This window comes from Ruegeria sp. CK1, assembly GCF_056536545.1.
This window is the reverse complement of sequence record NZ_JBQFPX010000001.1, coordinates 283,276-296,627: the sequence shown is the minus strand read 5'-3', so window position 1 is coordinate 296,627 and position 13,352 is coordinate 283,276. Positions and strand designations below refer to the sequence as shown.

General features: G+C 56.2%; 11 protein-coding genes and 2 tRNA genes. 9 read left to right on the top strand and 4 right to left on the bottom strand.

Annotated elements, in window-relative coordinates:
- Positions 1 to 2: 2 nt before the first annotated feature.
- The gene (locus tag ACR0L3_RS01490) at positions 3 to 2,621 is read right to left on the bottom strand and encodes an ATP-dependent helicase (RefSeq protein WP_480743074.1); all 2,619 of its coding nucleotides are present in this window, start codon (positions 2,619 to 2,621) and stop codon (positions 3 to 5) included.
- Between the two features lie 189 nt (positions 2,622 to 2,810).
- Between ACR0L3_RS01490 and ACR0L3_RS01485 the strand changes: the two genes are divergently transcribed.
- The 4 genes from ACR0L3_RS01485 to ACR0L3_RS01470 all read left to right on the top strand — a co-directional run bounded on the left by ACR0L3_RS01485 (position 2,811) and on the right by ACR0L3_RS01470 (position 9,819).
- Positions 2,811 to 4,601: a sensor domain-containing diguanylate cyclase gene (locus ACR0L3_RS01485; RefSeq protein WP_480743073.1), complete on the top strand. Its 1,791-nt coding sequence runs from the start codon at positions 2,811 to 2,813 to the stop codon at positions 4,599 to 4,601.
- A gap of 39 nt (positions 4,602 to 4,640) precedes the next feature.
- Positions 4,641 to 5,798, top strand: coding sequence for an alpha-hydroxy acid oxidase (locus ACR0L3_RS01480; RefSeq protein WP_480743071.1), 1,158 nt, complete (start codon positions 4,641 to 4,643; stop codon positions 5,796 to 5,798).
- A gap of 124 nt (positions 5,799 to 5,922) precedes the next feature.
- The gene (locus tag ACR0L3_RS01475) at positions 5,923 to 9,360 is read left to right on the top strand and encodes a pyruvate carboxylase (RefSeq protein ID WP_480743069.1); all 3,438 of its coding nucleotides are present in this window, start codon (positions 5,923 to 5,925) and stop codon (positions 9,358 to 9,360) included.
- 75 nt (positions 9,361 to 9,435) lie between these two features.
- On the top strand, positions 9,436 to 9,819 hold the full coding sequence (locus ACR0L3_RS01470) for an MAPEG family protein (protein WP_480743068.1): 384 nt from the start codon (positions 9,436 to 9,438) through the stop codon (positions 9,817 to 9,819).
- Positions 9,820 to 9,832: 13 nt separating this feature from the next.
- On the opposite strand, the gene ACR0L3_RS01465 is transcribed toward ACR0L3_RS01470, so the two are convergent.
- A complete protein-coding gene (locus ACR0L3_RS01465) occupies positions 9,833 to 9,985 on the bottom strand; it encodes a hypothetical protein (protein WP_480743066.1) in 153 nt (50 codons plus the stop codon).
- A 148-nt stretch (positions 9,986 to 10,133) separates the two neighbouring features.
- Here ACR0L3_RS01465 and ACR0L3_RS01460 point away from each other — a divergent pair.
- The 3 genes from ACR0L3_RS01460 (at position 10,134) to ACR0L3_RS01450 (ending at position 11,268) form a co-directional block, all read left to right on the top strand.
- A tRNA-Gly gene (locus ACR0L3_RS01460) sits at positions 10,134 to 10,208 on the top strand.
- 33 nt (positions 10,209 to 10,241) lie between these two features.
- A tRNA-Gly gene (locus ACR0L3_RS01455) sits at positions 10,242 to 10,316 on the top strand.
- 85 nt (positions 10,317 to 10,401) lie between these two features.
- A complete protein-coding gene (locus ACR0L3_RS01450; RefSeq protein WP_480743065.1) occupies positions 10,402 to 11,268 on the top strand; it encodes a GNAT family N-acetyltransferase in 867 nt (288 codons plus the stop codon).
- Here ACR0L3_RS01450 and ACR0L3_RS01445 read toward each other — a convergent pair.
- The gene (locus ACR0L3_RS01445) at positions 11,265 to 11,504 is read right to left on the bottom strand and encodes an Lrp/AsnC family transcriptional regulator (protein ID WP_170769191.1); all 240 of its coding nucleotides are present in this window, start codon (positions 11,502 to 11,504) and stop codon (positions 11,265 to 11,267) included. The two genes, ACR0L3_RS01450 and ACR0L3_RS01445, sit on opposite strands and share 4 nt — an antisense overlap.
- A 154-nt stretch (positions 11,505 to 11,658) precedes the next feature.
- On the opposite strand from ACR0L3_RS01445, the gene hisB reads away from it, so the two are divergent.
- Both hisB and hisH read left to right on the top strand, forming a co-directional pair.
- Positions 11,659 to 12,246, top strand: a complete 588-nt coding sequence (gene hisB / locus ACR0L3_RS01440) for an imidazoleglycerol-phosphate dehydratase HisB (RefSeq protein ID WP_480743063.1) — start codon at positions 11,659 to 11,661, stop codon at positions 12,244 to 12,246.
- Positions 12,247 to 12,885, top strand: coding sequence for an imidazole glycerol phosphate synthase subunit HisH (gene hisH / locus ACR0L3_RS01435; protein ID WP_480743061.1), 639 nt, complete (start codon positions 12,247 to 12,249; stop codon positions 12,883 to 12,885).
- A gap of 3 nt (positions 12,886 to 12,888) precedes the next feature.
- Here hisH and ACR0L3_RS01430 read toward each other — a convergent pair whose 3' ends face one another.
- The gene (locus ACR0L3_RS01430; RefSeq protein WP_480743059.1) at positions 12,889 to 13,290 is read right to left on the bottom strand and encodes a DUF2147 domain-containing protein; all 402 of its coding nucleotides are present in this window, start codon (positions 13,288 to 13,290) and stop codon (positions 12,889 to 12,891) included.
- Positions 13,291 to 13,352: the final 62 nt, after the last annotated feature.

Genomic DNA, 13,352 nt, shown 5'->3' with positions numbered 1-13,352 from the left:
GATTAAAACGGGACATCATCCTTTGCGGACAGGAATCGCGAGACCACCTTTTTAGTGCCCGCCTTGTCAAATTCGACTTCGATCTTGTCACCTTCTATGCCGACCACTGCGCCATAGCCGAATTTCTGGTGAAACACCCGCTCACCTAGCGTGAAACTGGCTACGGCGGTCGCATCGATCACCGTATTGCGGCTTTCGCGGGGCTGGGACGTTCCGTATTGCCCCTGACGCGCTTGCATCCGTTTCCAGCCGGGTGAATTGTAGACATTCGCCTCTGCCGCGCGGGTTTCAATGCCCGCAGTCGGCTGCCCGCCGCCGTAAAGACCGGGAGGCGTCAGCACCTCTACATGATCCTCAGGCAATTCATCGATAAACCGCGACGGCATTGCGTTCTGCCACTGCCCGAACACGCGCCTGTTGGCGGCAAACGAAATCGTGCAAACCTCTTCCGCGCGCGTAATACCGACATAGGCCAAACGCCGCTCTTCTTCGAGGCCCTTGATCCCGGATTCGTCCATAGACCGCTGCGAGGGGAACAGCCCATCCTCCCACCCCGGTAGAAACACGGCCGGAAACTCCAGCCCTTTGGCCGCATGCAGAGTCATGATTGAGACCTTGGCCCCATCACCCTCCTGTTCATTATCCATGACCAGACTAACGTGTTCCAAGAACCCCTGAAGGTTCTCAAAATTGTCCAGTTGGTTGACCAGTTCCTTGAGGTTTTCCAACCGACCCGGAGCCTCGGGTGTTTTTTCGTTTTGCCAATGGGCGGTATAGCCGGATTCGTCCAGAATGATCTGCGCCAATTCTATATGTGACGTTTCGGGTTCACCGAACCGCATCGGGGCGCCGTCATCAATCACCGACTCGTCATCGACCTCGATCCGAGGCCCACGCGTCATCGCGTTCCACCGCGCCAGCCCGTCGATCAGCTCGCGCAGTGCCTTGCCGCCTTTACCTTTAATCAACCCGTTATCGACCGCGATCCGCGCGCCATCCACCAGCGACACACCGTTCTCGCGTGCCGTAACCTGAATCGTCTGCTGCGCCTTGTCGCCAAGACCGCGCTTGGGCGTATTCACGATCCGCTCGAACGCCAGATCGTCGCCAGGGCTGACCACCAGCCGGAAATAGGCCATGGCATCGCGGATCTCCATCCGCTCATAGAATCGCGGGCCACCGATAACTTTGTAAGGTAGGCCAATGGTCAGGAACCGATCCTCAAACGCGCGCATTTGATGCGAGGCACGGACCAGAATCGCGATTTCATCGAGACTGAACTTGTTCACTCTGCTGGCCGCCACCGATTGAAGCATATTGGCAGCTCCGGGATCCCCCTCAAGCAGATTCAGCACTAGGTTCTGGGTCTTTAGGTCCGTGTAGACTTCACCCGTTTCAAAGGCATTTTTTATGTAGGAGTGCTGATCAATCGGCCCCAAGCCCGCCTTAGCACGCCTGTCCAGTTCCTGCCCAAAGCTTTGCAACCGTGGATTAAACCGGTTCTTAGCCTCTACCGATCTACCGCAAATATGATCGTCAATCTTCTCGCCTACCCATCGTGCTTCCTCGTCACCATCCCAATGGCCAATTAGGCGAACCTTCCATCCGTCCTTCTCCGCATTGGTCCAAAGTTCTTTTCCTAACCGTTCCGCGTTCCCGCGAATAACACCTGAAGATGCTTCGAGAATATGCATCGTGGAGCGGTAGTTCTGCTCTAGCCTAACTACGAACGCTCCGGGGAAATCCTTTTCGAACCGCAGGATGTTGCCGACCTCGGCCCCTCGCCACCCATAGATCGACTGGTCATCATCCCCTACACAGCAGATGTTCTTATGTGCCCCGGCCAGCAACCGTAGCCAGAGGTATTGGGCGACGTTGGTATCTTGGTATTCGTCCACCAAAATGTAGCGGAACCACCGCTGGTACTGCTCCAGCACGTCCTGATGAGTCTGGAAAATTGTGACCATATGCAGAAGCAGGTCACCGAAATCTACTGCGTTCAGTTCGCGCAGACGGGTCTGGTACTGCGCATAAAGCTCAATGCCCTTGTTGTTATAGGCACCGGCATCTGCCGCAGGTACCTTGTCAGGCGTAAGCGCTCGGTTTTTCCAGTCATCAATGATTCCGGCCAGCATTCTTGCGGGCCAGCGTTTGTCGTCAATATTGGCGGCCTGAATCAATTGCTTCAGCAGCCTTAGCTGGTCGTCCGTGTCCAGAATCGTGAAGTTCGATTTCAGATCGACGAGCTCCGCATGGCGACGCAGCAGCTTGACACAAATCGAGTGAAAAGTTCCAAGCCAAGGCATCCCTTCGGCCGGTTGCCCCAACAAGCGACCCACCCGCTCTTTCATCTCGCGCGCCGCTTTATTCGTAAAAGTGACGGACAGAATCTCGTTCGGGCGAGCGCGCCCAGTGCTGAGCAGATGCGCGATCCGGGCGGTCAGAGCCTTGGTTTTCCCTGTTCCAGCCCCGGCTAGCATCAGAACTGGACCGTCCAATCGTTCGACCGCCTCGCGTTGCGCTGGGTTCAACTCATCCAAATAAGGCGTAGGGCGCGTGGCCATAGCCCGCGCGGACAGCGATGCGCCTTCAAAGGCGTCCATTTCGTCGAAACTGCTCATACCCCCAAACTACGCCGGATATGCGCCAAGGGAAAGAGTTTGTTCACGGCTTGTTCGCGTAAAATTTTCAGGGGCCTCACACCCGATCTAATCAATTCGACAGATATTCTCAGGCCGTAATTTACCTTTGTTAACCCCCTGTCAAATCTTGCTTCTGATGCTGAAGCCAAAGCTGTGGGAGCGTGGAGTATGAGAAGAAATAGCGGCACGGGCACGATGTCCCGCCTGAAACTGGTGGTTACTATTCTTACCATCGGGGCACTAACGGCCCTGTCTGGCTGGGGCATTTACGCGATTCCCGCACCTGTGGTCGACAAGATGTTGGAATCCGACCTGCGGCACGCTTCAACGCAAATGAATCGGCAGGTGGTTTCGCATCTCGAAAACGTTGAAAGCACATTCCGCACAGGCAGGCTGAGCGGACATGACACGGAATTTCTGGAATTGCTGCCAGCCGCGTCGGACATTTACCGCTTCAAACTCTTTGACGCTGACGGCAGGGTGCTTTGGTCGACGCGCCCCACTGAAATTGGTTCGGTCAATACCAAAGCATATTTCGAAGACGTCCTTGGCAGGGGCAATATCTTTTACAAACATGAAGAGAAACCGCTGACTGAGGTACGCGATTTCGACGGGGAATTTCTTGAAGTCACTGGCCCACAAACCCGCCATGTAGCTGAAATCTTTACACCAGTCATTCAAGAGGGTCAGTTTCTGGGCGCGATCGAGTTTTACTCGGACATCACAATGGTTCGAAACCTGTTCATCAATCGGGTCCGGCTGTCCTTGGCCGCGCTGAGCGGCGTAGCTCTGCTGGCGTTGACCGTGGTTACGTTTGTGATTTTCCGAACCAACCGAAGGCAGGTGCGCAGCCTTCGCGCTCGTGCAACCAAGGAACGTGAGTTGATGGACGACCAACTGCGTTTGGCGCGTGAGGTTCGCTTGTTGGGCGAATTGAACGAATGGCTTCAATCCAGCCGATCCTTGGATGAGCTGTTCGACATGGTCTCACGCTTTATGACCTATATTCTGCCCGAGGCCGAAGGTAGCGTATACGTCTATTCCAACTCGCGCGATGTGTTGGATGGCTGTGCCAGTTGGAACGGCGGCAGCCATAAGGCGCACATCCACCCCGAGGGGTGTTGGGGTCTGCGCCGAGGACGGACTTATGAATACGGTGCGTCCGAGATCGACTTTGTTTGCGAACATGCCGAACCGCACGATGGGCGACCCTATTTCTGTTTTCCGATTCTGGCGCACGGGGAAACGGTTGGTCTGCTGCATCTCCGGGCCCATGAGGGTAGTTACGAAGCGTTTCATACCAGCAAGAAGCTGGCCCAGCTCTGCGCAGAACAGATCAGTATGGCGATTGCCAATGTACGCATGCGCGACCAGCTGCACGACCAGTCGGTCCGTGATCCGCTAACCGGATTGTTCAATCGTCGCCACATGACGGAAACGCTACGCAAATCCATAAGCCGCAGCCAGCAGACTGGTACCCCGCTCAGTCTAATCGCGGTAGACGTGGATCATTTCAAGAAGTTCAACGACACGCACGGTCATGATGCTGGAGATATGGTTCTGCGCGCAGTCGGTTCCGCGCTTGAGCAAGGTTGCGATCGAGATGAGGTCGCCTGCCGGATCGGTGGAGAGGAGTTCATGCTGATCTTACCAGACAACACCCCAGACGATGCAATGAGGCGCGCAGAACAATTGCGTCAGGCGGTCGAAGCCGTGACTGTGCGATACGGCGAAAAATCTCTTCCCCGTATCACGATTTCCGTGGGTGTTGCACACTATCCGATGCACGGAACCATGCCGCAGGACTTGATGCGCGCGGCGGATGACGCGCTGTATATCGCCAAGGACAAAGGGCGCAATCAAGTGCAGGTTGCCAAAGGTACGGCTTCGGCCACTGCTGCAAACAAAGATGGGATTGAACAGCCCCGGAAACGTACACGACCCATCTCAGCAGCCTGAAAACCTTGCAGAATCATCCATCAGGTCGGATCAATTCGTATGGACCTGCACAGCTCTTACCCCGGCTTGGCCGATCTCAAGCACCGCGCGCGGCACAGAGTTCCGCATTTCGTCTGGGAATACCTAGACAGCGGCACAGGTGCCGAAAATACGCTGCACCGCAACCGGATCGGATTGGACAACGTTGGGTTCTTGCCATCGATCCTGCACGGACCGATAGAGTTTAACCTACGTACTCAGTTTTTGGGTCAGGACTTTCCCCTACCCTTTGGCGTTGCCCCGATTGGAATGTCCGGGCTGATCTGGCCGAATGCTGAAAGGCTGTTAGCCCAAGCCGCCGCGGAGGAGGGTTTACCTTACACGCTCTCGACGGTTGCCAGTCAAAGCCCTGAGGATTTGGCGCCATATTTGGGGCAAAACGCTTGGTTCCAGCTGTATCCGCCAAAAGATCCCGATATCCGCACTGATCTTCTGAACCGTGCCAAAACTGCAGGATTTTCGACACTTGTCCTGACCGTTGACGTCCCAGTAGCCTCGCGGCGCGAACGGCAAGTACGGTCTGGCCTAACCAATCCTCCCAGACTGACCCCACGCCTTTTGGCTCAGGTCGCCCTGCGCCCCACTTGGGCTTTGACCATGGCACGCAGTGGGATGCCTCGAATGCGCACTCTGGACAAATACATAGACGACCACAGCGCCCTGTCACCAACGGCTCATGTTGGCTATTTGCTGCGCACCTCGCCTGACATGGACTATGTCAAATGGTTGCGAGATGCTTGGGATGGACCATTGATCGTAAAAGGTGTGATGCGCGCTAAAGACACCGAGCAGTTGCAACAAGCCGGTGTTGACGCGATTTGGGTCTCGAATCACGGTGGACGGCAGTTTGATGGTGCCCCATCCAGCATTTCCGTGCTTCCAGCCATACGCGCGGCCACTGACCTACCTCTTATCTTCGACAGCGGCGTAGCAGGCGGTCTTGACATTATCCGAGCGCTGGCACTTGGCGCGGATTTTGTCATGCTGGGGCGCGGATTTCTCTATGGTTTGGCGGCGTTAGGGAAAAAAGGACCGGCACATGTCATCGACATCCTGCGTCAAGACATGCTCGCCAATATGGGGCAATTGGGTATTTCAAACCTACAAAATATACCATCTGCGATCTCAAACATTGATGCTGCAACGCAGCGTGTATAAAGAAATCCTGTCAGAGGGCGGCGTTTGCGAGCGTTAACATACTGGTTCTACTCAGAACGACTGTTATACGAGCGCGTATTGTCCGCCGATGAACACGGCCAAACCACCAAGACCGGGACCGCAAATGACCGACTTCAAAAAGATCCTGATCGCCAATCGCGGCGAGATTGCCATTCGCGTTATGCGCGCAGCAAACGAGATGGGCAAACGCACCGTCGCCGTTTTCGCTGAGGAAGATAAGCTGGGCCTGCACCGATTTAAGGCTGACGAAGCTTACCGCATCGGCGAAGGCATGGGCCCGGTTGCCGCTTACCTATCGATTGACGAGATCATTCGCGTCGCCAAAGAGAGCGGCGCGGACGCCATCCACCCCGGTTACGGCTTGCTGTCCGAAAACCCGGACTTTGTGGATGCCTGCGTTCAGAACGGTATCACCTTCATCGGTCCCAGGGCTGAAACCATGCGCGCCCTAGGCGACAAGGCCAGCGCGCGGCGTGTTGCCATTGAAGCTGGAGTGCCGGTCATTCCGGCGACCGAGGTGCTTGGCGATGACATGGACGCCATCCGGGCAGAGGCCGCGGAAATCGGATATCCGCTGATGTTGAAAGCCAGCTGGGGCGGCGGCGGGCGCGGGATGCGCCCGATCGAGTCTGAAAGTGAGCTGGAAGAAAAGGTTCTGGAAGGCCGCCGCGAGGCCGAGGCCGCCTTTGGCAATGGCGAAGGTTATCTGGAAAAGATGATCACCCGTGCCCGCCACGTAGAGGTTCAGATTCTGGGCGACAAACAGGGTGATATTTATCACCTCTATGAACGGGATTGTTCGGTCCAGCGCCGCAACCAGAAAGTTGTCGAACGCGCCCCTGCCCCGTATTTGTCGGATGAGCAGCGCGCTGAAATCTGTGAACTTGGCCGCAAAATCTGCGCCCATGTGAACTATGAATGCGCGGGAACTGTCGAGTTCCTGATGGATATGGAAACCGGTAATTTCTACTTCATCGAGGTAAACCCTCGTGTGCAAGTGGAACACACCGTCACCGAAGAAGTCACGGGCATTGACATCGTTCAGGCCCAGATCCTGATTGCCGAGGGCAAGTCTCTGGCCGAGGCAACTGGTGCCGCAAGCCAAGCTGATGTGCATCTGAACGGCCACGCCCTCCAGACCCGGATCACGACCGAGGATCCGCAGAACAACTTTATTCCAGATTACGGCCGCATCACGGCCTATCGCGAAGCAACGGGTATGGGCATCCGCTTGGATGGCGGCACGGCTTATTCCGGCGGTGTTATTACTCGGTACTACGACTCGCTTCTGACCAAGGTCACCGCATGGGCTCCGACCCCGGACATGGCAATCGCGCGAATGGACCGGGCGTTGCGCGAGTTCCGAATTCGCGGTGTCAGCACCAATATCGATTTTGTCATCAACCTGCTGAAACACCCGACTTTCTTGTCGAATGAATACACCACCAAGTTCATCGACACGACGCCGGACCTGTTTGCCTTCAAACGTCGCCGCGACCGAGGAACCAAGGTTCTGACCTACATTGCCGACATCACGGTGAACGGCCATCCCGAGACCAAGGACCGCCCGAAACCTCGTGCTGACCTGAAAGACGCCAAGCCCCCTGCGTCTAAGGCCGAGCCGCAAATGGGCACAAGAAACCTGCTTGAGCAGAAAGGCCCGCAGGCGGTTGCTGATTGGATGAAGGCGCAGCGTCAGTTGCTGATTACCGACACCACCATGCGCGACGGCCACCAGTCGCTGCTGGCAACCCGGATGCGGTCAATCGACATGATCAAGGTGGCGCCCAGCTACGCGGCGAACCTCCCCCAGTTGTTCTCGGTTGAGTGCTGGGGCGGTGCAACATTCGACGTGGCCTATCGCTTTTTGCAGGAATGCCCTTGGCAGCGATTGCGCGATCTTCGCGAGGCGATGCCAAACCTGATGACCCAGATGCTGCTGCGTGGTGCAAACGGGGTCGGATACACCAACTACCCCGACAACGTGGTGCAGGAGTTCGTCCGACAGGCGTCCAAGAAAATCGACGTATTCCGCGTTTTCGACTCGTTAAACTGGGTTGAGAACATGCGCGTTGCCATGGATGCAGTCGTTGAGAATGGCAAGATCTGTGAAGGCACCGTTTGTTATACCGGTGACATCCTTGACCCCGACCGTGCCAAGTATGACCTGAAATACTATGTGGGCATGGCGAAAGAGCTTCGCGACGCCGGTGCACACGTTCTGGGCCTTAAAGACATGGCAGGTTTGCTGAAACCGGCCTCTGCCAGGATCTTGATACGCGCTCTGAAAGAAGAAGTCGGACTTCCGATCCACTTCCATACGCACGACACCGCGGGCATCGCCAGTGCGACCATTCTGGCGGCCTCCGAGGCGGGTGTGGACGCCGTGGATTGCGCGATGGACAGCTTCTCGGGCAACACCTCGCAAGCAACCCTCGGCACTGTAGTTGAGGCGCTGCGCCATACTGAGCGCGACACCGGTTTGGACATCAAAGCGATCCGCGAAATCAGCGACTATTTTGAAGCGGTCCGCGGCCAATACGCGGCCTTCGAATCCAGCCTTCAAGCCCCCGCGTCAGAAGTTTATCTGCATGAGATGCCCGGCGGTCAGTTCACCAACCTCAAGGCGCAGGCGCGGAGTTTGGGTCTTGAAGAACGTTGGCACGAGGTCGCTCAGATGTATGCCGACGTGAACCAGATGTTCGGTGACATCGTGAAAGTGACACCGTCGTCCAAAGTGGTTGGTGACATGGCATTGATGATGGTCAGCCAGGGCTTGACGCGCGAGGACGTAGAGAGCCCTTCGACCGATGTGGCTTTCCCTGACTCGGTCGCAGACATGATGCGTGGGAATCTGGGACAGCCTCCGGGCGGGTTCCCCGACACACTCATCAAAAAAGTGCTGAAGGACGAAGTACCAAATACCGAGCGCCCCGGCAAACACGTCGCTCCGGTCGATCTGGAAGCCGCCCGCTCTGAGCTCTCGCTGCAGTTGGAAGGCAAAGAGGTCGATGACGAAGACCTGAACGGCTACCTCATGTACCCCAAGGTATTCCTGGACTACATGGGTCGTCACCGGGTCTACGGTCCGGTCCGCACCCTGCCCACACGCACCTTCTTTTACGGTATGGAGCCGGGGGAAGAAATCACCGCCGAGATCGACCCGGGCAAGACGCTGGAAATCCGCTGTCAGGCCATCGGTGAGACCGATGAGAAGGGCGAGGTCAAAGTCTTCTTCGAACTTAACGGTCAGCCCCGTGTAATCCGGGTACCAAACCGCATGGTAACCTCGTCCACTCAGGCGCGGCCAAAAGCCGAAGCGGGTAACCCAGACCATGTCGGCGCACCAATGCCCGGCGTGGTGGCTACTGTTGCAGTAACCACCGGACAGCAGGTCAAGGAAGGCGACATGCTGCTGACAATCGAAGCGATGAAAATGGAAACCGGCATCCACGCCGAGCGCGACGCGACGGTTAAGGCCGTCCACGTTCAGCCGGGCGGTCAGATTGATGCAAAGGATCTGCTGGTCGAACTGGAATAAACGGCATAAACTTAAAGACTTAAAGGGGGCCGCTCGGGGAACCGAGCGGCCTTTTTTGCGCAAAGGAGGAACACGATGCTGTCGGTAACCCCAATCTACGCCGCTTTGCTGGCAATTCTTTATGTTGTGCTCAGTTTCAAAGTCATCAGCCAGCGCCGCAGCGACAGGATTTCCTATGGTGATGGCGGCAATTCAAACATGCTCAAAGTGATGCGGACACATTCCAACTTTGTCGAATATGCACCCTTTGCTTTGTTGCTGATCGCCATGGTGGAATTGCAAGGCGCAGGCGTGCTGTTACTGAACCTGCTGGGAATGTGCCTGTTAGTCGGGCGCCTGATGCACGCCTATGGGTTTGGCCGCAGCCCACAGATTGTTGTTCTGCGCCAGGTCGGGATGTTGCTAACCTTCGCAGCGATTCTGGTGGCGGCGATCGCGAATCTCATCCTCGCGCTATAAGCAGTTGGCGGGATTATCCCGCCAAGACCCGCGTCTCGATCAGTGGAGCTTTCATCAGCTGGGGTTCAACTTCGCCCAGCCGTTCTTCCTTGGGTGCACAGATCACGGAAGTCAGCACAATTAGCACGGCCAGCACCGCCATCTTAATATCTGCAGATTTTGCCATTTCTCCTCCTCGAACCCTCTTATTATCTGACGTTATGAGTATTGAACGCACAGCGGGCCGAATTCCGTCGAAATATTTTTGCACCCTTTTGTGCTTTTCCGCTTGCAGGGCCGCGTGGGAATTTATACATCCCTCCTCACTCAACGGCGCGGGCGTAGCTCAGGGGTAGAGCATAACCTTGCCAAGGTTAGGGTCGGGCGTTCGAATCGCCTCGCCCGCTCCATTGAGAGGTCCTCGGACCACATATGTATCTGATGCGGGCGTAGCTCAGGGGTAGAGCATAACCTTGCCAAGGTTAGGGTCGGGCGTTCGAATCGCCTCGCCCGCTCCAGATACAGATCTTCCCAATCACACTGGTTCTTTCGCGGCGGTTGCGCCATTCTGGCCATGATTTCAATCATGCACGGAATTCGCCCATGTCGGAATGTGTCATTCGCCCCCTTACCGCCGCCGAAGTCGAACACGCCGTGGATTGGGCGGGTCGCGAGGGGTGGAACCCCGGTGTGCATGACGCCAAATGCTTTCGCCCGACAGACCCTGACGGTTTTTTTGGCGGGTTTCTGGATGGCGAGATGATCTCATCCGTTTCGGCGGTGAACTACGATGATGCGTTCTCATTCCTCGGCTTCTACATCGTAAAACCCGAGTTCCGGCATCACGGTCATGGGCTCGAGATTTCGCAGTATGCACTGGCCCATTGCGAAGGACGCAACATGGGGCTGGATGGCGTGGTCGAGCAGCAGGACAATTATCGCAAATCCGGCTTCACATTTGCCTATAACAACTATCGCTTTTTCGGCACGAAAACTCGAATGCTGAACAAGCTGAGCAGCAAACCAAATGAACACATTACTGATCTAAGTATTCTGTCGGAGGAACTGAAAGCTTATGACCGCGAGCTGTTCCCCGCGCCACGCGATCTGTTTCTGGAAAGCTGGCTGAGCGCCTATAGCCATGTGTCGAAGCTTTATACCGAAAACGGCAGGATCAGAGGCTACGCAACACTGCGTCCCTGCCTCACCGGGTATAAGGTTGGCCCCCTGTTTGCGGACACAACCGAAATTGCGCGGGCTTTGCTGGGGGCGCTTTTGACCGCCATCCCAGAGGACCACAACGAGCACGAGATTTTCGTGGATATGCCCCAGCCCAACGCGTCAGCCTTCGCTTTGGCCGGCGAACTTGGGCTGGATAAAGTGTTTGAAACGGCGCGGATGTATTCGGATCACCAACCAGATATCGACATAGAGCGCATCTTCGGCGTGACCACGTTTGAATTGGGTTAGAAGGCCTTGAATGTCATCGTTGTCAGCGACCGTTCAATACCTGGGATCACCAGCAGGTTTTCATTGATGAAATGTCCCACATCCTCGGCTTCGGGAATGTAGAGCTTTAGCAGCAGGTCGTACTCCCCGCTGGTCGAATACAGTTCGGAATGGATTTCACGTAGGGCGATCTCCTCGGCCACCTTGTAAGTGGTGCCGGGTTTGCAGCGGATTTGAATGAATACGCAGGTGGACATGGGCCGAGCCTTGATTGTTGAATTGACCGCAGGCTGGCATGGGCCGCGCTCGGGTGCAATCCCCTGCAACAGTTTGCACTGAATGCCATGTGCGGTCTGGATAAGCCGCCCCAACCCCGTCTATAAGCGCGTCTGAAGCAAAAGGAATTCGCCCATGCGCAGCGCAAAGATCAGCCGTCAGACCGCCGAGACCGAGATTTCGGTCGAGGTCAATCTGGATGGCTCCGGCACTTATGACAACCAGACCGGCGTTGGGTTCTTTGACCACATGCTTGACCAACTGGCACGTCATTCGCTGATCGATATGACAATCCGCGCCAAGGGCGATTACCACATCGACGATCACCACACGGTCGAAGACACCGGTATCGCGCTGGGTCAGGCGCTGACGCAGGCCTTGGGCGACAAGAAGGGCATTCGACGCTATGGCGAGTGCCACCTGCCAATGGATGACGCGCAGGTGCGCTGCGCGTTGGACTTGTCCGGTCGTTCCTTCCTGATCTGGAACGTGGACCTGCCGACACCCAAGATCGGCAATTTTGATACTGAATTGGTGCGCGAGTTCTTTCAGGCACTCAGCACCCATGGCGGCATCACGTTGCATATCGATCAGCTGCACGGCTTCAACAGCCACCACATTGCCGAGGCCGCTTTTAAGGCGGTCGCCCGTGCTTTGCGTTTGGCGGTGGAAACTGACCCTCGCAAGGCAGACGCGATACCTTCCACCAAGGGCGCGCTGTAAATGCTAACCGCGATTATCGACTACGAGAGCGGCAACCTGCATTCGGCCGAGAAGGCATTTCAACGCATGGCGCGTGAAATGGATGCAGGCCAAGTCGTCGTGACCTCGGATGCGGACGTTGTCGCGCGGGCTGACAGGCTGGTTTTGCCCGGTGATGGCGCATTTCCGGCTTGTGCAACCGAGTTGCGCGGCCACAAGGGAATCTACGATGCAATGGTCGAGGCGGTGGAACAAAAGGGGCGACCCTTCCTGGGTATCTGCGTCGGCATGCAACTGATGGCCTCAAAAGGCCATGAGTACAGCGAAACTGACGGTTTGGATTGGGTGGCTGGAGACGTGGTTCGGATCGAGCCGTCAGAGTCCGCCCTGAAAGTACCGCATATGGGCTGGAACGATCTGGTGCTGGAAAGCGATCACCCAGTGTTCGAAGGTGTTAAGTCAGGCGATCACACGTATTTCGTCCATTCCTACCATTTCCGGGTAAAAGACCCATCACAGCGGTTGGCGTACGTGGATTATGGACAAGAGGTCACGGCCGTGATTGGCCGTGACACGATGGTTGGCATGCAGTTCCACCCCGAGAAAAGCCAGGATGTGGGCCTGCGCATGATCGGGAACTTCCTGACCTGGACGCCCTAAGCGTTACTGAACGCGTGTCCAGGTCTGCCCACGGCAGACCAGACCACCAGCAACGCATCCCTTGACGGTCAATTGGTTCTGGCTGTCCAGCGTCATTTTTGAATTGTAGGTTTTATCACGATCCGGTGCCCAAATCTTTCCGCTGTCGTACTGGCCGTCGCCCTCAGGCACCATGTCCCAGATGATCTGCTTCCCAAGATTTTCGTATTCCAACTGCTGGTCGCCATTGCCGTCAAACGCACTATCGATTGTGCCGCAAATTGCGCTACCGCATTCAGCAATGGAAACGTGCAGATAGCCCCCAGTGTCTCCGGGTTGTGTCTTCCACAGACCATCAACCGGGTCATCCGCAAATGCCGTTGTCGCCAAACTTGCGAAACCTGCGGCAAGTAGAAGTTTCTTCATAATGTTCTCCCTATTTTGCCCCCACCTTGGCCCGGAGGTCGGCTTCGGGCAAGAATGACTTA

Excerpts from the sequence above, each read along its gene's own strand:
- ACR0L3_RS01490 (WP_480743074.1), bottom strand. The coding sequence starts at position 2,621 with ATGAGCAGTTTCGACGAAATGGACGCCTTTGAAGGCGCATCGCTGTCC.
- ACR0L3_RS01485 (WP_480743073.1), top strand. The coding sequence starts at position 2,811 with ATGAGAAGAAATAGCGGCACGGGCACGATGTCCCGCCTGAAACTGGTG.
- ACR0L3_RS01480 (WP_480743071.1), top strand. The coding sequence starts at position 4,641 with ATGGACCTGCACAGCTCTTACCCCGGCTTGGCCGATCTCAAGCACCGC.
- ACR0L3_RS01475 (WP_480743069.1), top strand. The coding sequence starts at position 5,923 with ATGACCGACTTCAAAAAGATCCTGATCGCCAATCGCGGCGAGATTGCC.
- ACR0L3_RS01470 (WP_480743068.1), top strand. The coding sequence starts at position 9,436 with ATGCTGTCGGTAACCCCAATCTACGCCGCTTTGCTGGCAATTCTTTAT.
- ACR0L3_RS01465 (WP_480743066.1), bottom strand. The coding sequence starts at position 9,985 with ATGGCAAAATCTGCAGATATTAAGATGGCGGTGCTGGCCGTGCTAATT.
- ACR0L3_RS01450 (WP_480743065.1), top strand. The coding sequence starts at position 10,402 with ATGTCGGAATGTGTCATTCGCCCCCTTACCGCCGCCGAAGTCGAACAC.
- ACR0L3_RS01445 (WP_170769191.1), bottom strand. The coding sequence starts at position 11,504 with ATGTCCACCTGCGTATTCATTCAAATCCGCTGCAAACCCGGCACCACT.
- hisB (WP_480743063.1), top strand. The coding sequence starts at position 11,659 with ATGCGCAGCGCAAAGATCAGCCGTCAGACCGCCGAGACCGAGATTTCG.
- hisH (WP_480743061.1), top strand. The coding sequence starts at position 12,247 with ATGCTAACCGCGATTATCGACTACGAGAGCGGCAACCTGCATTCGGCC.
- ACR0L3_RS01430 (WP_480743059.1), bottom strand. The coding sequence starts at position 13,290 with ATGAAGAAACTTCTACTTGCCGCAGGTTTCGCAAGTTTGGCGACAACG.